This is a genomic window from Enterobacter sp. RHBSTW-00318, from assembly GCF_014101375.1.
Lineage (GTDB): Bacteria > Pseudomonadota > Gammaproteobacteria > Enterobacterales > Enterobacteriaceae > Enterobacter > Enterobacter ludwigii.
This window is the reverse complement of sequence record NZ_JABXQH010000001.1, coordinates 3,502,023-3,523,299: the sequence shown is the minus strand read 5'-3', so window position 1 is coordinate 3,523,299 and position 21,277 is coordinate 3,502,023. Positions and strand designations below refer to the sequence as shown.

General features: G+C 55.6%; 21 protein-coding genes. 10 read left to right on the top strand and 11 right to left on the bottom strand.

Features of this window, described 5'->3' with window-relative positions; translation table 11 throughout:
- Nucleotides 1-16 precede the first annotated feature (16 nt).
- A complete protein-coding gene (locus tag HV157_RS17440) occupies nt 17-1,906 on the top strand; it encodes an enterotoxin (RefSeq protein WP_182268753.1) in 1,890 nt (629 codons plus the stop codon).
- A gap of 36 nt (nt 1,907-1,942) precedes the next feature.
- On the opposite strand, the gene rsmI is transcribed toward HV157_RS17440, so the two are convergent.
- Nucleotides 1,943-2,803, bottom strand: coding sequence for a 16S rRNA (cytidine(1402)-2'-O)-methyltransferase (gene rsmI / locus HV157_RS17435; protein WP_047956154.1), 861 nt, complete (start codon nt 2,801-2,803; stop codon nt 1,943-1,945).
- A gap of 62 nt (nt 2,804-2,865) precedes the next feature.
- Between rsmI and HV157_RS17430 the strand changes: the two genes are divergently transcribed.
- From HV157_RS17430 to dolP, 4 genes are read left to right on the top strand one after another with little or no spacing between them, the layout of a single operon-like run.
- Nucleotides 2,866-5,112 (top strand): penicillin-binding protein activator, encoded by a 2,247-nt coding sequence (locus HV157_RS17430; protein WP_182268752.1) that lies wholly within the window; start codon nt 2,866-2,868, stop codon nt 5,110-5,112.
- A complete protein-coding gene (locus HV157_RS17425) occupies nt 5,070-5,465 on the top strand; it encodes a YraN family protein (protein WP_020883549.1) in 396 nt (131 codons plus the stop codon). Before HV157_RS17430 ends, HV157_RS17425 begins: the two co-directional genes overlap by 43 nt.
- Before the next feature lie 21 nt (nt 5,466-5,486).
- Entirely contained in the window at nt 5,487-6,077 is a 591-nt protein-coding gene (diaA, locus tag HV157_RS17420) for a DnaA initiator-associating protein DiaA (RefSeq protein ID WP_003861754.1), read from the top strand.
- Nucleotides 6,078-6,086: 9 nt separating this feature from the next.
- Entirely contained in the window at nt 6,087-6,662 is a 576-nt protein-coding gene (gene dolP / locus HV157_RS17415) for a division/outer membrane stress-associated lipid-binding lipoprotein (protein WP_014171764.1), read from the top strand.
- A 51-nt stretch (nt 6,663-6,713) separates the two neighbouring features.
- Here dolP and HV157_RS17410 read toward each other — a convergent pair whose 3' ends face one another.
- On the bottom strand, nt 6,714-7,751 hold the full coding sequence (locus tag HV157_RS17410) for a permease (RefSeq protein ID WP_182268751.1): 1,038 nt from the start codon (nt 7,749-7,751) through the stop codon (nt 6,714-6,716).
- A gap of 40 nt (nt 7,752-7,791) precedes the next feature.
- Nucleotides 7,792-8,436 (bottom strand): NAD(P)H-binding protein, encoded by a 645-nt coding sequence (locus HV157_RS17405; protein ID WP_025202931.1) that lies wholly within the window; start codon nt 8,434-8,436, stop codon nt 7,792-7,794.
- Between the two features lie 130 nt (nt 8,437-8,566).
- Between HV157_RS17405 and HV157_RS17400 the strand changes: the two genes are divergently transcribed.
- Nucleotides 8,567-9,085 carry a type 1 glutamine amidotransferase domain-containing protein gene (locus tag HV157_RS17400; RefSeq protein ID WP_014171767.1) on the top strand — a complete coding sequence of 173 codons (519 nt, stop codon included), beginning with the start codon at nt 8,567-8,569 and terminating at the stop codon, nt 9,083-9,085.
- Here HV157_RS17400 and HV157_RS17395 read toward each other — a convergent pair.
- On the bottom strand, nt 9,065-9,499 hold the full coding sequence (locus HV157_RS17395) for a YhbP family protein (protein WP_020883546.1): 435 nt from the start codon (nt 9,497-9,499) through the stop codon (nt 9,065-9,067). The two genes, HV157_RS17400 and HV157_RS17395, sit on opposite strands and share 21 nt — an antisense overlap.
- 14 nt (nt 9,500-9,513) lie before the next feature.
- On the opposite strand from HV157_RS17395, the gene HV157_RS17390 reads away from it, so the two are divergent.
- Nucleotides 9,514-9,843: a GIY-YIG nuclease family protein gene (locus HV157_RS17390; RefSeq protein WP_138014186.1), complete on the top strand. Its 330-nt coding sequence runs from the start codon at nt 9,514-9,516 to the stop codon at nt 9,841-9,843.
- On the opposite strand, the gene HV157_RS17385 is transcribed toward HV157_RS17390, so the two are convergent.
- Both HV157_RS17385 and HV157_RS17380 read right to left on the bottom strand, forming a co-directional pair.
- Nucleotides 9,830-10,333 carry an N-acetyltransferase gene (locus HV157_RS17385; protein ID WP_014171770.1) on the bottom strand — a complete coding sequence of 168 codons (504 nt, stop codon included), beginning with the start codon at nt 10,331-10,333 and terminating at the stop codon, nt 9,830-9,832. The genes HV157_RS17390 and HV157_RS17385 overlap by 14 nt on opposite strands.
- A complete protein-coding gene (locus HV157_RS17380; protein WP_020883544.1) occupies nt 10,327-10,851 on the bottom strand; it encodes an SCP2 domain-containing protein in 525 nt (174 codons plus the stop codon). The genes HV157_RS17385 and HV157_RS17380 overlap by 7 nt, the downstream gene beginning before the upstream one ends.
- Before the next feature lie 211 nt (nt 10,852-11,062).
- On the opposite strand from HV157_RS17380, the gene HV157_RS17375 reads away from it, so the two are divergent.
- From HV157_RS17375 to HV157_RS17365, 3 genes are all read left to right on the top strand, one after another.
- Complete coding sequence (locus HV157_RS17375; protein WP_182378524.1) at nt 11,063-12,058, top strand: peptidase U32 family protein; 996 nt, start codon at nt 11,063-11,065, stop codon at nt 12,056-12,058.
- Between the two features lie 7 nt (nt 12,059-12,065).
- Entirely contained in the window at nt 12,066-12,944 is an 879-nt protein-coding gene (locus HV157_RS17370) for a U32 family peptidase (RefSeq protein WP_032679043.1), read from the top strand.
- Between the two features lie 89 nt (nt 12,945-13,033).
- Nucleotides 13,034-14,041: a luciferase-like monooxygenase gene (locus HV157_RS17365; RefSeq protein ID WP_079231644.1), complete on the top strand. Its 1,008-nt coding sequence runs from the start codon at nt 13,034-13,036 to the stop codon at nt 14,039-14,041.
- A 45-nt stretch (nt 14,042-14,086) separates the two neighbouring features.
- On the opposite strand, the gene mtr is transcribed toward HV157_RS17365, so the two are convergent.
- The 5 genes from mtr to rpsO form a co-directional block, all read right to left on the bottom strand.
- Nucleotides 14,087-15,331 (bottom strand): tryptophan permease, encoded by a 1,245-nt coding sequence (gene mtr / locus HV157_RS17360; protein WP_025202927.1) that lies wholly within the window; start codon nt 15,329-15,331, stop codon nt 14,087-14,089.
- 142 nt (nt 15,332-15,473) lie between these two features.
- A complete protein-coding gene (locus tag HV157_RS17355) occupies nt 15,474-17,378 on the bottom strand; it encodes a DEAD/DEAH family ATP-dependent RNA helicase (protein WP_182268749.1) in 1,905 nt (634 codons plus the stop codon).
- Between the two features lie 180 nt (nt 17,379-17,558).
- Nucleotides 17,559-18,443, bottom strand: a complete 885-nt coding sequence (nlpI, locus tag HV157_RS17345; protein ID WP_013098912.1) for a lipoprotein NlpI — start codon at nt 18,441-18,443, stop codon at nt 17,559-17,561.
- Nucleotides 18,444-18,551: 108 nt separating this feature from the next.
- Entirely contained in the window at nt 18,552-20,690 is a 2,139-nt protein-coding gene (gene pnp, locus HV157_RS17340; protein WP_014171780.1) for a polyribonucleotide nucleotidyltransferase, read from the bottom strand.
- Nucleotides 20,691-20,932: 242 nt separating this feature from the next.
- Nucleotides 20,933-21,202: a 30S ribosomal protein S15 gene (rpsO, locus tag HV157_RS17335; RefSeq protein WP_013098914.1), complete on the bottom strand. Its 270-nt coding sequence runs from the start codon at nt 21,200-21,202 to the stop codon at nt 20,933-20,935.
- Between the last annotated feature and the right edge of the window lie 75 nt (nt 21,203-21,277).

Below are 21,277 nucleotides of genomic sequence, written 5' to 3'. Positions count from 1 at the left end.
TAAGGATCTTACCCTGATGAAAAAAGTGCTCACACTCTCGATGCTTGCCTTGTGTGTTTCTCATGGCGCGGCGGCAGCGCAATACGCGCTCGATAACGACTCCATTGCCCTCTCGTTTGATGACGCCAGTTCAACGGTGGTAGTGAAAGACAAAACGGCTAACCATCCGCTTACGCCGCAGGAGCTGTTCTTTCTGACCCTGCCGGATGAAACCAAAATTCATACTGCAGACTTTACAATTAAGCATGTAGAAAAACAGGACAACGCGATTGTCATTGATTTCACCCGTCCGGATTTTAACGTGACGGTGAAGCTGAATCTGGTGAAGGGAAAATATGCCAGTATTGATTACACCATTGCGGCCGTCGGCCAGCCGCGAGAGGTGGCGAAAATCACCTTCTTCCCGACGAAAAAACAGTCTCAGGCGCCGTACGTTGATGGCTCCATCAACAGCTCGCCCATTATTGCTGATTCGTTCTTTATCCTGCCGGATAAGCCAATCGTTAATACGTATGCCTATGAAGCGACGACCAATCTGAACGTGGAGCTGAAAACGCCGGTTCAGCCTGACGCGCCGGTCAGCTTTACCACCTACTTTGGCACGTTCCCGGAAACCAGCCAGCTGCGCCGTAGCGTAAACCAGTTTATCGACGCCGTGCGTCCACGGGCGTACAAACCCTATCTGCACTACAACAGCTGGATGGATATCGGCTTCTTTAACCCCTACACCGAACAGGATGTGCTGGGGCGGATGGATGAGTGGAATAAAGAATTTACCACCGGACGCGGCGTGGCGCTGGATGCGTTCCTGCTGGACGATGGCTGGGACGATCGTACCGGACGCTGGCTGTTTGGCCCGGCCTTCAGCCACGGCTTTGGTAAGGTCAGGGAAAAAGCGGACAGTCTGCACAGCTCCGTCGGGCTGTGGCTCTCACCGTGGGGAGGTTATAATAAGCCGCGCGATATTCGCGTCTCCCACGCCAAAGAGTACGGCTTCGAAACGGTAGACGGGAAGCTGGCTCTCTCGGGCCCGCGCTACTTCAAAAACTTCAATGAGCAGATCATCAAGCTGATTAAAAACGAACATATCACCTCGTTTAAGCTCGACGGGATGGGCAACGCCAACTCGCATATTACTGGCAGCCAGTTCGCGTCCGATTTTGATGCGTCTATCGCCCTGCTGCATAACATGCGCAGCGCAAACCCCAATCTGTTTATCAACCTGACAACCGGTACCGACGCCAGCCCGTCCTGGCTGTTCTATGCCGACTCCATCTGGCGTCAGGGGGATGACATCAACCTTTACGGCCCCGGCACGCCGGTACAGCAATGGATGACCTACCGCGATGCTGAAACATACCGCTCTATTGTGCGTAAAGGCCCACTGTTCCCGCTGAACTCGCTGATGTACCACGGGATAGTCAGCGCGGAAAATGCCTATTACGGACTGGAGAAGGTGCAAACGGACAGCGATTTTGCCGATCAGGTCTGGAGCTACTTCGCCACAGGGACGCAACTGCAGGAGTTATATATCACGCCATCAATGCTGAATAAGGTGAAATGGGACACTCTGGCGCAGGCAGCAAAATGGGCGCGAAATAACGCCAGCGTGCTGGTGGATACGCATTGGATCGGTGGCGACCCGACGGCGCTTGAGGTTTACGGCTGGGCCTCCTGGAGCAAAGACAAAGCCATTCTGGGCTTGCGAAACCCGTCAGATAAGCCGCAAAGCTATTATCTGGATTTGGCAAAAGACTTTGAAATCCCGACAGGGGACATGGCGCAGTTCAGTCTGAACGCCGTGTACGGCAGTAACACAAGCGTACCAGGGGAGTATCGAAAGGCCGTGGTGATTACGCTGCAGCCGCTGGAAACGCTGGTGTACGAGGCCATTCCCGCGAAGTAAAATAAACTGGCCCGGCGTGATTGCCGGGCCGATATATTACCCCTGCTGCTCCAGCGCATATTTATACAGTGCGTTTTTCTTCACGCCGTGGATCTCTGCCGCCAGCGCAGCCGCTTTCTTGAGCGGCAGTTCAGCCTGCAGCAGAGTAAGTGTACGAAGCGCATCGGCAGGCAATGCGTCCTCCTGCGCCTTATGTCCTTCGACAATCAGCACCATCTCGCCCTTGCGGCGGTTTTCGTCTTCCTTCACCCACGCCAGCAGTTCTCCTACCGGTGCGCCGTGAATGGTTTCCCAGGTTTTGGTCAGCTCGCGTGCCAGCACCACGTAGCGGGCTTCCCCCCAGACGGTCACCATATCTTCCAGGCTTTCCAGCAGGCGATGCGTAGATTCGTAGAAAATCAGGGTGCGTGGTTCAGCTTCCAGCGCTTTTAACACGTCGCGTCGGCCTTTGGATTTGGCAGGCAGGAAACCTTCATAGCAGAAGCGGTCGGAAGGCAGACCCGCAGCGCTCAGCGCCGCGATAGCCGCACATGGGCCAGGCAGCGGCACCACGCGTATCCCGGCTTCACGGCAGGTACGCACCAGATGGTAGCCGGGGTCGTTAATCAGCGGCGTACCCGCATCGGAGACCAGGGCAATGTTCTGCCCCTCTTTCAGCTTCGCCACCAGCGTTTCGGCTTTTTGTTGCTCATTGTGATCGTGTAACGCGAACAAACGCGCGCTAATGGCGAAGTGCTGGAGCAGTAAGCCTGTGTGTCGGGTATCTTCAGCGGCAATTAAATCAACAGCCTGCAATACGGTAAGCGCACGTTGGGTAATATCAGATAAATTCCCGATAGGAGTAGGTACAATATAGAGCTGGCCTTGAGAATTATCTGCCGTTTCGTGTTGTTTCATTGTTTCGTCCGTATTGCCGATTTAATATTGAGCATTGCGTAAAAAAAATCACTGGATACAGTATGGTACCGTTAACGTTTCTTCGAAAAAAAGCCACGCGCAGCGTGCCGCTCCTGCTGGCAGCCCTTATCTTTGCAGGCTGTGGCACCCAGGCACCCGACCAGAGCACCGCCCATTTGCAGGGTTCTGCTCAGGCTGACTCTGGCTTTTATCTGCAACAAATGTCGCAGAGCTCAAATGATACCAAGACCAACTGGCAATTACTCGCCATTCGTGCACTGCTGAAAGAGGGTAAAACCCAGCAGGCTGCCGAATTGTTCAACCAGTTGCCAAAAGATCTGAATGATGTTCAGCGTCGTGAGCAGAGCCTGCTCTCTGCCGAGCTGAAAGTCGCGCTGAAAGATTACGATGCCGCGAAAAAGATCCTCGGGGATATCGACGTGAGCGCGCTGGACAAAAATCAGCAGGCTCGCTTCTGGCAGGCGGGCATTACCGCTGAACAGGGCCGCCCTTCCCTGACGCTGCTCCGTGCGCTAATCGCCCAGGAGCCTCTGCTCGGCGGGGCTGATAAGCAGAAAAATATCGATGCCACGTGGCAGGCGCTGGCCTCTATGACGCAGGAACAGGCGCGAGCACTGGTGATCAATGCAGATGAAAACGTCCTGCAGGGCTGGCTGGATCTGCAGCAGATGTGGTTTAACAACCGCAACGATCCGAAGATGCTGAAAGCCGGTATCACTGACTGGCAGACCCGCTACCCGCAGAATCCGGGCGCGAAAATGCTGCCGACGCAGCTGGTAAACGTGCAGAACTTTAAGCCGGCCTCGACCAGCAAGATTGCACTCCTTCTGCCCTTAAACGGTCAGGCGGCGGTATTCGGTCGCACTATTCAACAAGGTTTTGAAGCCGCAAAAAACGGCACGACGCCAGTGACGGGCAGCGCAGTGCCGACCCAGGCGGCACAGGCGGCAAACGTGAACGATGTGGTCAGCCCTTCCGCCGCTGAAACCAGTGACCTGACCACCGCGCAGACGCCGGCACAGGGAACGATGCAGAACCCGGTAACGGCCCCTACGACGCCTGCGACAACAACGCCAGCGCCGGCTGAAACTCAAGCAGCTCCGGCGACTGACGCCGCGTCTGAACAACCTCAACCGCAGAACATTCAGCCTGCACCGCCTACCACGCCGGCGCCGGCTGAGACTCAAGCAGCCCCGGCGACTGACACCGCGTCTGAACAACCTCAACCGCAGAACGTTCAACCTGCACAGCCCGCAGAACAAACGGCACAACCTGCCGCGCAAACACCGCCGGTGGCCACCACCAGCGCAAACCCGGGTGCTGAGCTGAAAATCTACGACACCAGTTCGAAGCCGCTTGACCAGGTACTGGCGCAGGTTCAACAGGATGGTGCGAGCATCGTTGTCGGCCCGCTGCTGAAAAACAATGTCGAAGAGTTGATGAAGAGCAATACCACGCTGAACGTGCTGGCACTCAACCAGCCAGAGCAGGTTCAGAACCGTGCCAATATTTGCTACTTCGCGCTGTCGCCGGAAGATGAAGCCCGCGATGCGGCGCGTCATATTCACGAGCAGGGTAAACAGGCTCCGCTGTTGCTCATCCCACGCAGTACGCTGGGGGATCGCGTTGCTAATGCTTTTGCCGATGAGTGGCAGAAGTTGGGCGGCGGTATTGTGCTGCAGCAGAAATTCGGCTCCGCGTCTGAACTGCGCGCGGGCGTCAATGGCGGAGCGGGCATTGCCCTCAACGGCAGCCCGGTCAGCGCAAGCCTGCCGCAGCAGCAGAGTGTGACCATTGGCGGTCTGTCGATCCCTGCGCCACCCACTGACGCGCAGATCAGCGGTGGCGGTAAAGTGGATGCAGCGTATATCGTTGCCACCCCGCAGGAAATCGCCTTCATCAAACCGATGATTGCAATGCGTAACGGCAGCCAGAGCGGCGCAACGCTGTACGCCAGTTCACGCAGCGCGCAAGGTACCGCCGGCCCGGATTTCCGTCTGGAGATGGACGGCCTGCAGTACAGCGAAATTCCCATGCTCGCAGGCAGCAACCCGGCACTGATGCAGCAGGCGCTGAGCACCGTCCGCAACGACTACTCTCTGGCACGTCTGTATGCCATGGGTGTCGATGCCTGGGCGCTGGCGAACCACTTTACCCAGATGCGTCAGGTGCCGGGCTTTGAGCTTAACGGCAATACCGGCGATCTGACGGCCACTCAGGATTGTGTGATTAACAGGAAGTTATCATGGCTCAAATACCAGCAGGGGCAAATCGTCCCGGCCAGTTAAGCCGTAAAGAGACCGGTGACGCGTGGGAATTAAAAGCGCGTCGCTGGCTTGAAGGCAAAGGACTGCACTTTATCGCCGCTAACGTTCGCGGACGTGGCGGCGAAATCGACCTCATCATGAAAGACGGTGAGGTCATCGTGTTTGTAGAAGTTCGCTACCGACAGTCTTCCCGTTTTGGCGGCGCTGCCGCCAGCGTGACGTTCGCCAAACAACATAAATTATTACAGACTGCCCACTTGTGGCTTGCCCGCCATAATGGGAGTTTTGATACTGTGGATTGCCGGTTCGATGTGGTAGCCTTCACCGGCAATGCGATCGAATGGCTGAAAAACGCTTTTGGCGAAGACGCATAATTAAGATTTAAAAGGGATAACGTGCTCGAAAGAATTAAAGTGTGCTTCACTGAAAGCATCCAGACTCAGATTGCAGCGGCGGAAGCCCTTCCGGACGCTATCTCTCGTGCCGCCATGACGCTGGTGCAATCCCTGCTCAACGGCAACAAAATCCTCTGTTGTGGCAATGGCACTTCAGCCGCCAACGCACAGCATTTTGCTGCCAGCATGATCAATCGTTTTGAAACAGAACGACCGAGTTTACCCGCCATTGCACTTAATACCGATAATGTGGTCTTAACAGCGATTGCTAACGATCGTCTGCATGATGAGATTTACGCAAAGCAGGTGCGAGCCCTGGGTCATGCCGGAGATGTTCTGCTGGCAATCTCCACGCGCGGCAACAGCCGGGACATTGTCAAAGCCGTTGAAGCCGCCGTCACCCGCGACATGACTATCGTTGCCTTAACAGGCTATGACGGTGGTGAGCTGGCGGGTTTGCTTGGGCCGCAGGATGTGGAAATCCGCATTCCCTCTCACCGTAGCGCGCGCATTCAGGAGATGCATATGCTTACGGTGAACTGCTTATGCGATTTGATCGATAACACGCTTTTCCCTCACCAGGATGATTAAGGAGTTCTTATGAAGGCTTTATCGACCCTCGCAGTCCTTATGTCTGCATTACTGCTTCAGGGATGTATCGCTGCGGCTGTCGTGGGTACCGCCGCGGTTGGTACTAAAGCGGCAACCGACCCGCGTTCCGTAGGGACACAGGTCGATGACGGTACGCTGGAGCTGCGCGTCAACAGTGCGCTGTCGAAAGACGAACAAATCAAGAAAGAAGCGCGTATCAACGTCACGGCCTATCAGGGCAAAGTGTTGCTGACGGGCCAGTCGCCGAATACCGAACTCTCCAGCCGCGCAAAACAGATCGCAATGGGCGTTGAGGGCACCACGGAAGTCTTCAATGAAATCCGTCAGGGGCAGCCAATCAGCCTGGGTACCGCGTCGTCTGATACCTGGATAACCACCAAAGTTCGCTCCCAGCTGCTGGGCTCGGACCAGGTGAAATCCTCAAACGTAAAAGTGACAACGGAAAACGGCGAAGTGTTCCTGCTGGGTCTGGTCACCGACCGTGAAGGGAAAGCGGCGGCCGATATCGCCAGCCGGGTGAGCGGCGTGAAACACGTCACCACCGCCTTCACCTACATCAAGTAACCAGAACGTCTGACAGAAAGCCCGGTAAGCGGTAACGCTACCGGGCTTTTTTTATACCAGTGCAATACTTCCTACCAGCACCCCGCTCAGCGCCACCAGCCCCGCGGTCAGCCACAGCGCTTTCGCCGGGAATGACTTACGCAACATGACAAGCGACGGCAGGCTGATTGCAGGCAGGGTAATGAGCAGCGCCAGTGCAGGCGCGGTGCCCATCCCGGCCAGCATCATGGTCTGAACAATGGGAATTTCAGCGGCCGTTGGGATCACGAACAGGCAACCGGCAACGGCCATTGCAACGACCCACAGCAGCGTGTTGTCGATAGCCCCGTCCGCATGCGGGAACAGCCAGACGCGCGCCGCGCCCAGCACCAGAACCGCCAGGATATAGACCGGGATGGTGCTCCAGAAAAGTTGCCACAGCGCCCTGCCCCAGCGCGCGAAGAAGCCGCCCTGCGGTTCGCTGATATCCACGTCAACTGACGCAGGTGCTACGGTTTTGTCTTTCACCAGATGTTGCACCAGGGTCGCCACAACCAGCACCGTCAGCAGACCGGCCACCAGACGAATAAAGGCGAAATGCCAGCCCAGCACAAAGCCCATAAACACCAGCGTCGCCGGGTTTAACAACGGGTTCCCCATCCAGAAAGCAAGCGCACCGCCCATTGAGACGCGCTGACGACGCATCCCGGCGGCCACAGGCGCTGCACAGCACGAGCACATCATGCCCGGCAGGGAGAAAATCGTCCCCAGCAGCGTACCCTGAAAGCGGGGCTGACCGAGGGTTTTCACCAGCCAGTGACGCGGGATAAGCACCTGAATCAGCGAGCCCAGCAGGACGCCCAGTACCGCGGCTTTCCAGACGGCAAGGAAATAGACCATGGCGTAATCCCACGCCGCCTGAAGCGGGCTGGAATCAGCCTGAGCGAGAATAGATTTTCCGATACTGTGCGTTTCGGCGGCCGTGAAGGCTTTACCGTAGTACGGCTGCCATTTCACATACCAGAGGCCGATGATGACCACGAGAAAGAAGAGCGCGGGCTTCCACCATTGAACAGGTGAAGCCGCCTGAGATGAAGACTGACCAGCCATAGCATTCCCCGGAGAGTAGTAGGTTATTAGCCGGGGGAGTTTACGCCTCGCCCTGTGCGATTTCACGCAGTTTTGCCGACGGGATGATATTCACGCCCTCCTGCGATGGCGAGAGCCCTTCTTTTAGCATCGCACGCGCCACGTCCGCTGCCTCAATGGATTTCCAGTTACCCGGCAGGATGCGGAACAGAGGCGCGAAAAACGATTCGTTAAAACGGCGTTCATCCCGGTGCCCGAGCAGCATGGAGGGGCGAACAATGGTCAGTTGCTCCCACTTCTGGGCAATCAGCGCCTCTTCCATTTTGCCCTTCACCTTGTTGTAGAAAAAAGGTGACCCGGCATTGGCACCGAGCGAACTGACCACCACAAAATGTGTTGCCCCCAGCTTTTTAGCCGTCAGCGCCGTATCGACCACCAGCGTGTAGTCCGCATGCACAAACGCCTCTTTACTGCCCGCTTCACGTAGCGTTGTACCGAGGCAGCAAAAGGCGATATCCACAGGATCCTGTACCTGCGCCAGTGCATCGGTAAGCTGTGGGTCGTGGGGGTTAAAGACGCCAGAGATATCCGCGAGAGGCCGACGCGTCGGGGCGGCAATATAGTTAACCCGGTGCTCCTGAAGCAGCAGCCGCAGCAGATGTCCGCCCACCAGCCCGGTCGCGCCGGTAATCAGTACCTGACTCATCTCATCTCCCCTTTACAGAATTGTCCGTTTGCGAACTCAGCGTCGTCGACCACACTTAGAAGTCTGTTACAGGTAAGTATTTACCACAAGCGGAGAAAAATCTGTCTGAAGCCAAAACAACGGAGGAAGCATGGGCAAGAAAATCGCAGTCTTGATCACCGACGAGTTTGAAGATTCAGAATTCACCTCGCCAGCCGAGGCTTTTCGCAAGGCAGGACATGAGGTCATCACCATTGAGAAAGAGGCGGGTAAAACGGTGAAAGGCCATAAGGGCGAAGCCAGCGTGACCATCGATGAAACCATCGATAACGTCAGCCCGTCAGATTTCGATGCCCTGCTGTTACCCGGCGGTCATTCACCGGATTCCCTGCGTGGGGATGAACGGTTCGTGACCTTCACGCGAGACTTTGTCTCGACGGGCAAACCGGTCTTTGCCATCTGCCACGGTCCGCAGCTGCTCATCAGCGCAGATGTCGTGCGCGGGCGTAAACTCACGGCCGTAAAACCGATCGTTATCGATCTGAAAAATGCGGGGGCTGAGTTTTACGATCAGGAGGTTGTGAACGACAAAGACCAGCTGATCACCAGCAGGACCCCGGACGATCTGCCCGCGTTTAACCGTGAAGCGCTACGCCTGCTCGGCGCGTAGCCAGTGAAGCTTTGTGCCAAAGCCCAGGGTGTTGTCGGTAAATTTCAGCTCATCAAGGCGGATTTCCCACACCGGAGCTTTTAGCGCAATGGCAACCGGAAAGCGGCGCGTGTAGCGTTTTCGCTGCGCGTCGCTCTCTTCTCCGTCCAGGCGGCGGATCTCCCCTTTAAACTGCAGGCCACGAATCAGCGCAACCGTTTTAGGCTGGCCGTTCACCGTGCCCGCTACCTTCGCCTGCGGACCCGACATTTGCGCATGACGGGTTTTATCCTCGCTCAGGACATAAAAGGCGACACGCTCGGGATCGTAGTAATAAAACGCGTTTGCACACCACATTTCACCTTCGTCATACACGCACCAGGTGACGACATGCTGTTTTGCCAGCCAGCGGTTAATGGTGGTCAGAGTTTCCATTTTCGCTCTCTCTCATGCTAAGGTGCGTTCACCTTAACATACTGAATCTGTTTACCGTGTGCTGGTTTCTCTATCTTGTTCGTACCGCCGATAACGCCCTGTACACCGGGATCACTACCGATGTGGCGCGGCGTTTTCTGCAACATCAAACGGGGAAAGGTGCCAAAGCGCTGCGGGGGAAAGGGGAATTACAGCTCGCCTTTTCAGCGCCCGTTGGCGACAGATCGCTGGCGCTCAGAATGGAATACCGCATTAAGCAACTGACGAAGCGTCAGAAAGAGCGCCTCGTCACCGGAGACGGCTCCTTTGAGGCGCTTCGCGACAGCCTGATTAAAAGCGATTGAAATGGTCGTGGTACTCAACCAGACCGTTCACGCCGTTAAACGCGTCATCCGCCAGACGGTGCACCTGGAAGGCGGATTCCGTTCCCGGCCAGCGGCAGCGGAGATCGTAATGCGCTGCCGGTTCGAAGCCTAAACGGCCATAGAACGTAGCATCCCCCAACGTCACCACGGCGGCATAGCCAAATTCGTTGAGCGAGTCCAGCCCTTCGTAAACCAGCTGGCGCGCCAGCCCCTGGCCGCGGTAGTGTTCATCAACCGCCAGCGGTGCCATTCCTACCCACTGTAGCTCTTCGCCCTGAACGGTAACCGGGCTGAAGGCAACGTAGCCCACCACCTGACCTTCGTCATCGGTGGCAACCAGCCCCAGCGTAATCAGGCCGTCTTCGCGGAGATCGTGGACCAGTTGCGCTTCGTCATCCCGCGCAAAAGAGCGGCGTAACAACGCATCGATTCCCGGTGCATCAATCCCAATTTCGACTCGAATCAGCATGGCTCACCTACTGAAGTGTGTTTACTTTCCGGCGGGGTTTTCAGCCCCGCCTCAACGAAATCTGCCATTTGCATCAACATCACACGCAGCGCTTTCGGCATCTGCTCCAGCTCAATGGCATCCATTAAATTCTTCACGTACAGACCAAGTTCCGTATCGCCTTCGATAACCAGTCGGCGCTGGAAGAAGAGTGTGTCCGGATCCTGCTTACGCGCGGCGATCATCAGCAGATCGCTGGCGCTGGCGCTAAAGCTCACATCCGCGTCGGCGGACTCACGGACGATCAGTTGGTCATTCTCAACAGAGGTAAACCAGCGCAGCCCGATATCGTGGACGTCAATGCTTAACCAGCGCCCTTCCAGGAACGCCAGCTCACCGTCCTGCAGTGCCTGGCGGAATTGCCAGCTCAGCACCTGCTCCAGCACCTGGCGTTTAAGCGCGAACGGGGCCAGTTTTACCGGCACGCTCAGCATTGATGGACCAAATTGTACGAGACGTGAACGCAGTTTATCCAGCACGAGCTTTACTCCCTGATAGCTATAGTCCTGCTATTTTGCCATATCCGAAGCACAACATAGCGGCGTAAATCAACAAACTGTCGTCAGGTGTACCTCATTATTGGTGCCATCAATACGCCATTAGCTGCCTTAAATCAAAAATTGTCGCGTATGGGTTAATTAAAATCCCAGCTCGTTAACAAATTTGCGATCGACTACTTCAGGATAAATTATGGAGCTGCTCTGCCCAGCCGGAAATCTTCCGGCGCTTAAGGCGGCCATCGAAAATGGGGCCGATGCGGTCTATATCGGGCTGAAAGATGATACCAACGCCCGCCATTTTGCTGGCCTCAACTTTACGGAGAAAAAGCTTCAGGAAGCCGTTACCTTCGTCCACCAGCACCGCCGCAAACTGCATATCGCCATCAATACCTTCGCCCATCCTGATGGCTACGCCCGTTGGCAACGCGCGGTGGATATGGCAGCACAGCTGGGCGCCGATGCGCTGATCCTCGCCGACCTCGCTATGCTTGAGTATGCGGCAAAACGCTATCCCCATATTGAGCGTCACGTCTCCGTTCAGGCATCTGCCACTAACGAAGAGGCGGTGCGTTTTTATCATCGTCACTTTGATGTTGCCCGCGTGGTGCTGCCACGCGTGCTCTCTATTCATCAGGTTAAGCAACTCGCGTGCGTCACGCCAGTACCACTGGAAGTTTTTGCCTTTGGCAGCCTGTGTATCATGGCCGAAGGCCGTTGCTATCTCTCTTCCTATTTAACCGGCGAGTCCCCCAATACCGTTGGGGCCTGCTCGCCCGCCCGCTTTGTTCGCTGGCAACAAACGCCGCAGGGGCTGGAATCGCGCCTGAACGACGTGCTGATTGACCGCTATCAGGACGGCGAAAATGCCGGTTACCCGACGCTGTGCAAAGGCCGCTATCTGGTAGACGGCGAGCGTTACCACGCGCTGGAAGAGCCAACCAGCCTTAATACGCTGGAACTGCTGCCAGAACTGCTGGCCGCCAATATCGCCTCGGTGAAAATTGAGGGCCGCCAGCGCAGCCCGGCGTACGTCAGCCAAGTGGCGAAAGTCTGGCGCCAGGCTATCGATCGCTGCATGGCAGACCCGCAGAACTACGCACCGCAACCGGCGTGGATGGAGACACTCGGTGCGATGTCCGAGGGTACACAAACCACGCTTGGCGCATATCACCGTAAATGGCAGTGAGATAATCATGAAATATTCATTAGGGCCGGTGCTCTACTACTGGCCAAAAGAGACGCTGGAAGATTTTTACCACCAGGCCGCGACCAGCAGCGCAGATGTGATTTACCTCGGTGAAGCGGTATGCAGCAAGCGCCGCGCCACCAAAGTGGGCGACTGGCTGGATATGGCGAAAAGCCTCGCCGGAAGCGGTAAACAGGTGGTGCTCTCAACGCTCGCCCTCGTCCAGGCCTCCTCCGAACTGGGTGAACTCAAACGCTACGTAGAGAACGGTGAATTCCTGCTGGAAGCCAGCGATCTGGGCGTAGTGAACATGTGCGCCGAACGCAGGCTGCCGTTTGTCGCAGGCCATGCGCTGAACTGCTATAACGCCGTGACGCTGCGCCTGCTGCTTAAACAGGGAATGACGCGCTGGTGCATGCCGGTCGAACTCTCGCGCGACTGGCTGGCTAACCTGCTCAACCAGTGCGAAACGCTGGGCATTCGCAATCAGTTTGAGGTGGAAGTGCTGAGCTATGGTCATCTGCCGCTGGCCTATTCTGCCCGCTGCTTCACCGCCCGCTCTGAAGACCGTCCGAAAGACGAGTGTGAAACCTGCTGCATCAAGTACCCGAACGGGCGCAGCATGCTGTCGCAGGAAAATCAGCAGGTGTTCGTCCTGAACGGTATCCAGACCATGAGCGGCTATGTGTATAACCTCGGCAATGAACTGGCGTCGATGAACGGTCTGGTCGACATGGTGCGCCTGTCACCGGTGGATACGGGCGTATTCGCCATGCTGGATGCCTTCCGCGCCAATGAAAACGGTGATGCTCCGCTGCCGTTAACCGCTAGCAGCGACTGTAACGGCTACTGGAAACGCCTCCCTGGGCTGGTGTTACAGGGCTGAAGAAGAAATGTAAAAGCTCACTTTGTTAACAACGGTTATTAAATTTTAATGCACTATTAAAAGATTCACCGTCGACAAAGTGAGCTGTTATGACTGATAAAACCATTCCGTTTTCGGTGCTGGATCTGGCGCCGATCCCTCAAGGCTCCTCAGCACGAGAAGCCTTTACCCACTCTCTCGATCTCGCTCGCCTGGCAGAAAAACGCGGTTATCACCGTTACTGGCTGGCTGAGCACCACAATATGGTTGGTATCGCCAGTGCGGCGACCTCCGTGCTGATTGGTTACCTGGCGGCGAACACCACCACGCTGCGCCTTGGCTCCGGTGGCGTGATGTTGCCGAACCATGCCCCGCTGGTGATTGCCGAGCAGTTTGGTACGCTGAATACCCTCTATCCTGGCCGTATCGACCTGGGTCTTGGCCGTGCGCCGGGCAGCGACCAGCCGACCATGCGCGCCCTGCGTCGCCATATGAGCGGCGACATCGATAACTTCCCGCGCGATGTGGCTGAACTGGTGGACTGGTTTGACGCGCGTGACCCTAACCCGCACGTGCGCCCGGTGCCAGGCTACGGTGAGAAGATCCCGGTGTGGCTGCTGGGCTCAAGCCTTTACAGCGCGCAGCTTGCCGCTCAGCTGGGGCTGCCGTTCGCCTTTGCCTCACACTTCGCGCCAGATATGCTCCATCAGGCGCTTCACCTCTATCGCACAAACTTCAAACCTTCAGAGCGTCTGGAAAAACCGTATGCGATGGTGTGCATTAACATCGTTGCCGCCGACAGCAATCGCGATGCGGAATTCCTGTTCACCTCCATGCAACAGGCTTTTGTGAAGCTGCGTCGCGGTGAGGCCGGTCAGTTGCCGCCGCCGGTGGAGAATATGCATCAGCTGTGGTCGGCATCCGAACAGTATGGCGTTCAGCAGGCGCTGAGCATGTCGCTGGTGGGGGATAAGGCAAAAGTGCGTCACGGGCTGGAGGCGGTGCTGCGTGAGACGCAGGCGGATGAAATTATGGTTAACGGCCAGATTTTCGATCATCAGGCACGCCTGCATTCGTTTGACCTGGCGATGCAGGTGAAAGAGGAAGTGTCAGGTTAGCGCGATTTGTTCCCCTCTCCCGTCGGGAGAGGGTGACAGGTGGTGTTACTGATACACCGGCAGCAGGTTAAAACTCGACAGAACATGCACCAGCGCGTTGCCAATACCGAACACCAGAATCAGCGCAATCATCGGCTTTCCGCCCCAGACGCGGAATTTCGGGCTGCCGAAGCGTTTACGTGATTTGCGTGCCAGCAGCGCAGGCACAATCGCCGCCCAGATGGTCGCCGCCAGCCCGGCATAGCCGATGGCATAGAGGAAACCATTCGGCCACAGCAGACCGCCAACAATCGGTGGCAGGAAAGTCAGCAGCGCGGTTTTAAAGCGCCCCATGGCAGAATCATCAAAACCAAACAGATCGGCCAGGTAGTCAAACAGGCCCAGCGTCACGCCGAGGAAAGAGCTCGCAACGGCAAAGTTAGAGAATACCACCAGCAACAGATCCAGACTGCGGCTGTTCAGTACGCCGCTTAGCGCCTGTACCAGTACATCAATGTTACCGCCCTTCTGCGCAATGCCGATAAATTCAGGACGCGGGATATTGCCCATCGTCCCCAGCAGCCAAATCACGTACAGCGCCAGCGCCAGCAGCGTGCCGTAGATCAGGCACTTCACAATCGTGCGTGGATCTTTACCGTAATACTTCATCAGGCTCGGCACATTACCGTGGTAACCAAATGATGCCAGACAGAACGGCAGGGTCATCAGCAGGTACGGCGTGTAAGCGGTATTCGTCTCCGCCACGTTGAAAAGCGTGGCCGGCGTAACGTGTCCAAGCAGGCTGCCGAAGGTCAGGAAGAAGGTGATCACCTTCGCGCCCAGCACAATCGCCGTCATGCGACTCACCGCTTTGGTGCTCATCCAGACGATAAACGCGACGCCCAGCGCGAAGCACAAGCCCGCCACTCTTGCCGGCACGTTCAGCGACAACTCCGAGAATGTGTGATGCAGAATGGAGCCACTCGCTGAGATGTACGCGTAAGTCAGGATGTAGAGCACAAAGGCAATGGAGAGGCCGTTTATCAGATTCCAGCCTTTGCCTAACAGGTCTTTAGTGATGGTGTCGAAGCTGGAGCCAATGCGGTAGTTCAGGTTGGCTTCGAGGATCATCAGCCCGGAATGAAGCATACAGAACCAGGTAAACACCAGTGCCGCCAGCGACCAGAAGAACCACGCACCGGACATAACCACAGGCAGGGAGAACATCCCGGCACCAATGATGGTTCCGCCGATGATCACCACGCCGCCAAGCAGCGAAGGTGACGTTTGGGTGGTGGTAAGTGTCGCCATACAGCCTTTTCTCCAGTCAATAATGCGGTTATGCATGTTCATGCGCAGCACTGTACCAGTACAAGAGTACAAAAGGAATAAAAAAAGCCCCGACAGTGTTTATCGGGGCTGTATAGATTACTTTACGTCAGAAACGAAAGTCTTACGCGTCACCGAAACGACGACGAGCGGTACCATCTTCACGACGTGGGCCACGGCTTTCGCGACGCTCACCAGAGAAACGACGACCTTCGCCTGCGCCAGCGCGGTTGCCTTCGCTACGACCGCCTTCACGACGTTCGCCACCGAAACCACGACCACCGCCACGACGTTCGCCACCACGGTCAGTACGTGGCTGGGCATCGCCCATCAGCTGCATGTTCATCGGCTTGTTCAGGATGCGGGTGCGAGTAAAGTGCTGCAGTACTTCGCCCGGCATGCCTTTTGGCAGCTCGATAGTAGAGTGAGATGCGAACAGCTTGATGTTACCGATGTAACGGCTGCTGATGTCGCCTTCGTTAGCGATCGCGCCAACGATATGACGAACTTCAACACCATCATCACGGCCCACTTCAATGCGGTACAGTTCCATTTCGCCAGCGTCACGACGCTCACGACGTGGACGCTCTTCGCCACTGCGCTCTGGACGGTCAGCACGTGGACCACGATCGTTACGGTCGCCACGACGTTCGAAACGCTCGTCACGGTCACGGAACTCACGCTTAGGACGCATCGGTGCATCTGGTGGCACGATCAGGGTACGTTCGCCCTGTGCCATTTTCAGCAGTGCTGCGGCCAGCGTTTCCATATCCAGCTCTTCGCCTTCAGCGGTAGGCTGAATCTGTGCCAGCAGCGCACGATACTGGTCCAGGTCGCTGCTTTCCAGCTGCTGCTGGACTTTCGCGGCGAATTTTTCCAGACGGCGTTTGCCCAGCAGTTCTGCATTTGGCAGTTCCGCTTCTGGAATGGTCAGCTTCATGGTGCGTTCAATGTTACGCAGCAGACGACGCTCGCGGTTCTCAACGAACAGCAGCGCACGACCTGCACGACCCGCACGACCGGTACGACCGATACGGTGAACGTAGGACTCGGAGTCCATTGGAATATCGTAGTTAACAACCAGGCTGATACGCTCAACGTCCAGACCACGTGCTGCCACGTCGGTTGCAATCAGGATATCCAGACGACCGTCTTTCAGGCGCTCCAGCGTCTGCTCACGCAGAGCCTGGTTCATGTCACCGTTCAGCGCTGCGCTGTTGTAGCCGCTACGCTCCAGCGCTTCAGCCACTTCCAGGGTCGCGTTTTTGGTACGAACGAAGATAATCGCCGCATCAAAATCTTCCGCTTCCAGGAAACGAACCAGCGCTTCGTTTTTACGCATACCGTATACAGACCAGTAGCTCTGGCTGATGTCCGGGCGAGTGGTCACGCTGGACTGAATGCGCACTTCCTGCGGCTCTTTCATGAAGCGGCGGGTAATGCGACGAATCGCTTCTGGCATGGTTGCAGAGAACAGAGCGGTCTGATGACCTTCCGGGATCTGCGCCATAATCGTTTCTACGTCTTCGATGAAGCCCATACGCAGCATTTCATCTGCTTCATCCAGTACCAGACCGCTCAGTTTAGAGAGGTCAAGGGTACCGCGCTTCAGGTGATCCAGCAGACGGCCCGGCGTACCGACAACAATCTGTGGACCCTGGCGCAGGGCACGTAACTGCACGTCATAACGCTGGCCACCGTAAAGGGCCACCACGTTTACGCCGCGCATATGTTTAGAGAAATCAGTCATAGCTTCTGCAACCTGAACAGCCAGTTCACGGGTTGGAGCCAGGACGAGGATCTGCGGTGCACGCAGTTCCGGATCGATGTTGTGCAGCAGCGGCAGCGAGAACGCTGCGGTTTTGCCGCTACCAGTCTGGGCCATGCCCAGCACGTCACGACCAGACAACAGATGTGGGATACATTCTGCCTGGATCGGAGATGGTTTTTCGTAACCCAGATCGGTAAGGGCTTCAAGGATAGGAGCCTTCAGGCCCAGATCTGCAAAAGTGGTTTCGAATTCAGCCATGTAGTACGAGTGCCTCAATGTCAATGGCGGCCAGTCTACTTAGCTCATCGTGAAAATGATTAGCAATTTTCATTGAAAAGTGTGAACCGGCTCAAAGTAGATGTATTGACGAACAACAACGCCCTCACCAGTTAAGGTGATGGCAATCAAAAGATTACGGGCTGATGTTTATGTCGTCAGCTATTGCTGGTCCGATTCTGCCAGGTCGTCTTGCTCCTGGCCCAAGAGCGATAATTCCAACAATGCATAACGGTGCTCAACGAAGTTGTGTACGTTGTTAGCAACCGCTAATTTGAACAGTGCCGTAGCGCTGTCCTTATCCCCCAGACTTAGGTAGTACTTACCTAAATAGAAGTTGGTTTCACTGAGATGCTCAGCGAGCGAGGTGTTATCCGTTGCGTCCGCCTTGAGGCGTTCCATCAGCGTTGCTTCGCTAATGTTGCCCAGGTAGAACTCGACAATGTTCCATCCCCACTGTTCCTTATCCGATTTATCGAAGCGCTGTTTCAGTGCTTCTTTTGCCTGCTTCTCATCGAGCTTCTGCTCAACGATGTATAACCACAGACTGCGGAAAGGATCATTAGGATCGTCTTGATAAAACGCCAGCAGATCATCTTGCGCTAACTTATCACGACCGCCGTAATACAGGGCGATACCGCGATTCAAGTGCGCGTAGTTGTAAGTTGGATCAAGCTCAAGTACAGAATCAAACGCTTCATAGGCAGCATCAAAATTGCCTGCCTGCGTTAAATAAATGCCTAAGTAATTGAATACTTCAGGCATATCAGGTCGGATTGCCAGCGCTTGTGAGAAATCATTCCGCGCTAATGCCCTCAGACCGAGACTATCATACAACACTCCGCGCTCATATAAAAGCTGTGCGCGTTCGTCATCGGTTAAAGCCCGACTGGCAAGAATTTGTTCCATGCGTGCCAGAATCACTTCCTGCTGCAAAGTCGGTTGCAATGGCACTGCGAGGACTTCGCTCTTACGCCAGGCAGAGTTGCTGCATCCTGCCAGCGTTAAAGCTGTCGCAACGAAACACCAGCGCAAAAAAGGCTTCATTTCCCACTCCCGAAGACAACTATTGGATGAACGTCCTGTCCCCCGGCGGCTTAACAAGGCGTCCTGCCTGATAATAGGCCCTCCGCCGAAGCGGAGGGCAAATGCAACTTACTCGCCTTGCTGTTCTGCTGCCGATGCTTCTGGCGCAGCAGCCGGCTGAGACTGCTCGGTTGCTTCTTTAATGCTCAGACGGATACGGCCCTGGCGGTCAACTTCCAGAACTTTAACCGGGACTTCCTGACCCATCTGCAGGTAATCGGTCACTTTCTCAACGCGCTTGTCAGCGATTTGAGAGATGTGAACCAGACCTTCTTTACCGCCACCGATGGCAACGAACGCGCCAAAGTCAACGATACGGGTCACTTTACCATTGTAGATACGGCCCACTTCGATTTCTGCAGTAATTTCTTCGATGCGACGAATAGCGAATTTCGCTTTCTCGCCGTCGGTCGCTGCAATTTTCACCGTACCGTCATCTTCGATTTCGATAGTGGTGCCAGTCTCTTCGGTCAGAGCACGGATAACGGAACCGCCCTTACCGATAACATCTTTGATCTTGTCTGGATTGATCTTGATGGTGTGGATACGCGGAGCGAACTGAGAAATGTCGCCACGTGGCGCGTTGATCGCCTGTTCCATCACGCCCAGGATGTGCAGACGAGCACCTTTAGCCTGGTTCAGCGCAACCTGCATGATCTCTTTGGTGATGCCTTCAATTTTGATATCCATCTGCAGCGCAGAGATACCGTCGCGGGAACCCGCAACTTTGAAGTCCATATCGCCCAGGTGGTCTTCGTCGCCCAGAATGTCAGACAGAACAACAAAGTTCTCGCCTTCTTTCACCAGGCCCATTGCGATACCCGCAACGGCGGCTTTGATTGGCACGCCTGCATCCATCAGCGCCAGAGATGCGCCACACACGGAAGCCATGGAAGAAGAACCGTTAGATTCGGTGATTTCAGAAACCACACGAACGGTGTACGGGAATTTGTCAGCATCCGGCATCACTGCCAGCACACCACGCTTCGCCAGACGACCGTGACCAATTTCACGACGCTTAGGCGAACCCACCATACCGGTTTCACCTACGGAGTATGGAGGGAAGTTGTAGTGGAACAGGAAGCTGTCAGTACGCTCGCCCATCAGTTCGTCGATGTTCTGCGCGTCACGTGCTGTCCCTAGGGTCGCGGTAACCAGCGCCTGCGTTTCGCCACGGGTGAACAGTGCAGAACCGTGAGTACGTGGCAGAACGCCAGTACGCACGTCCAGACCACGGATCATGTCTTTTTCGCGGCCATCGATACGCGGCTCACCCGCCAGGACGCGGCTACGAACCACGTTTTTCTCGATAGCGTGCAGAATTTCGCTCAGCTCGTTAGCATCCAGCGTTTCGTCTTCAGCAATCAGCGTTGCGATAGTTTCGTCTTTGATCACGTCAACCTGAGCATAACGCTCCTGTTTGTCGGTGATGCGATAAGCATCGCTCAGACGAGATTCAGCCAGCGCAGCAACGCGTGCATTCAGCGCGTCGTTGACGGCTTCAGGCTGCCAGTCCCAACGTGGTTTGCCCGCTTCTTTAACCAGATCGTTGATGTTCTGAATAACGATCTGCTGCTGATCGTGGCCAAAGACCACCGCGCCCAGCATCTGGTCTTCGCTTAGCAGTTCAGCTTCGGATTCAACCATCAGCACAGCCGCTTCAGTACCAGCAACAACCAGGTCCAGCTTACTTTCTTTCAGCTCTTCCTGCGTTGGGTTCAGCACGTACTGGTCGTTGATGTAACCAACGCGTGCAGCACCGATTGGGCCATTGAATGGAATACCAGACAGTGACAGGGCTGCAGAAGCACCGATCATCGCAACGATATCCGGGTTAACCTGTGGGTTAACGGAAACAACGGTCGCGATAACCTGCACTTCGTTCACGAAGCCTTCCGGGAACAGCGGACGAACCGGGCGGTCAATCAGACGCGCAATCAGGGTTTCGCCTTCGCTTGGACGGCCTTCACGACGGAAGAAGCCACCCGGAATTTTACCGGCAGCGTAGGTACGCTCCTGGTAGTTAACGGTCAGTGGGAAGAAGTCCTGACCTGGTTTTGCTTTTTTCTGGCCAACTACGGTTACGAATACCGCAGTGTCATCCATGCTTACCATAACGGCAGCAGTAGCCTGACGTGCCATCATGCCGGTTTCCAGCGTGACGGTGTGTTGACCATACTGGAATTTACGAACGATCGGATTCAGCAAAGTTCTGTCCTTTCTTAAATGTATGACAGCACACCACCGGTGTGCTGACGTTTTAACCCGACCTTCTTCGCATCCTCGCGACTAATGACAACCAACACCCCCATGGGTGAAGCCTCTCATTAGCCGCGCGAACCTCTGCAATGAAGATCATTTATAGCAACAATACAATAGTTTCCAGTGAATTGCTGCCGTCTGGTTGAAAAAAGGGGCCATCAGGCCCCCTTTTCTGAAACTCGCAAGACTTAGCGACGCAGACCCAGACGCTCGATCAGCGCGGAGTAACGTGCAACATCTTTACGTTTCAGGTAGTCGAGCAGTTTACGACGCTGAGAAACCATACGCAGCAGACCACGACGGCTGTGGTGATCTTTTTTGTGCTCTGCAAAGTGACCCTGCAGGTGGTTAATCTGTGCAGTCAGCAGTGCAACCTGAACTTCGGTAGAACCGCTGTCGTTAGTACCACGACCAAACTCAGAAACGATTTTAGCTTTAGCTTCAACGCTTAGAGACATTTTCAAACTCCAGAATATAAAGAATGTAAGGATGCCGATCTCTAATTCAGCAATCCCAGTATACGTCCCGCAATA

Coding starts and splice junctions, on each gene's coding strand:
- HV157_RS17425 (WP_020883549.1), top strand. CDS start 5,070: ATGGCTCAAATACCAGCAGGGGCAAATCGTCCCGGCCAGTTAAGCCGT.
- HV157_RS17365 (WP_079231644.1), top strand. CDS start 13,034: ATGACTGATAAAACCATTCCGTTTTCGGTGCTGGATCTGGCGCCGATC.
- dolP (WP_014171764.1), top strand. CDS start 6,087: ATGAAGGCTTTATCGACCCTCGCAGTCCTTATGTCTGCATTACTGCTT.
- mtr (WP_025202927.1), bottom strand. CDS start 15,331: ATGGCGACACTTACCACCACCCAAACGTCACCTTCGCTGCTTGGCGGC.
- HV157_RS17390 (WP_138014186.1), top strand. CDS start 9,514: ATGCTAAGGTGCGTTCACCTTAACATACTGAATCTGTTTACCGTGTGC.
- HV157_RS17410 (WP_182268751.1), bottom strand. CDS start 7,751: ATGGCTGGTCAGTCTTCATCTCAGGCGGCTTCACCTGTTCAATGGTGG.
- HV157_RS17385 (WP_014171770.1), bottom strand. CDS start 10,333: ATGCTGATTCGAGTCGAAATTGGGATTGATGCACCGGGAATCGATGCG.
- HV157_RS17405 (WP_025202931.1), bottom strand. CDS start 8,436: ATGAGTCAGGTACTGATTACCGGCGCGACCGGGCTGGTGGGCGGACAT.
- HV157_RS17440 (WP_182268753.1), top strand. CDS start 17: ATGAAAAAAGTGCTCACACTCTCGATGCTTGCCTTGTGTGTTTCTCAT.
- HV157_RS17430 (WP_182268752.1), top strand. CDS start 2,866: ATGGTACCGTTAACGTTTCTTCGAAAAAAAGCCACGCGCAGCGTGCCG.
- HV157_RS17355 (WP_182268749.1), bottom strand. CDS start 17,378: ATGGCTGAATTCGAAACCACTTTTGCAGATCTGGGCCTGAAGGCTCCT.
- HV157_RS17375 (WP_182378524.1), top strand. CDS start 11,063: ATGGAGCTGCTCTGCCCAGCCGGAAATCTTCCGGCGCTTAAGGCGGCC.
- HV157_RS17400 (WP_014171767.1), top strand. CDS start 8,567: ATGGGCAAGAAAATCGCAGTCTTGATCACCGACGAGTTTGAAGATTCA.
- nlpI (WP_013098912.1), bottom strand. CDS start 18,443: ATGAAGCCTTTTTTGCGCTGGTGTTTCGTTGCGACAGCTTTAACGCTG.
- rpsO (WP_013098914.1), bottom strand. CDS start 21,202: ATGTCTCTAAGCGTTGAAGCTAAAGCTAAAATCGTTTCTGAGTTTGGT.
- HV157_RS17370 (WP_032679043.1), top strand. CDS start 12,066: ATGAAATATTCATTAGGGCCGGTGCTCTACTACTGGCCAAAAGAGACG.
- HV157_RS17395 (WP_020883546.1), bottom strand. CDS start 9,499: ATGGAAACTCTGACCACCATTAACCGCTGGCTGGCAAAACAGCATGTC.
- rsmI (WP_047956154.1), bottom strand. CDS start 2,803: ATGAAACAACACGAAACGGCAGATAATTCTCAAGGCCAGCTCTATATT.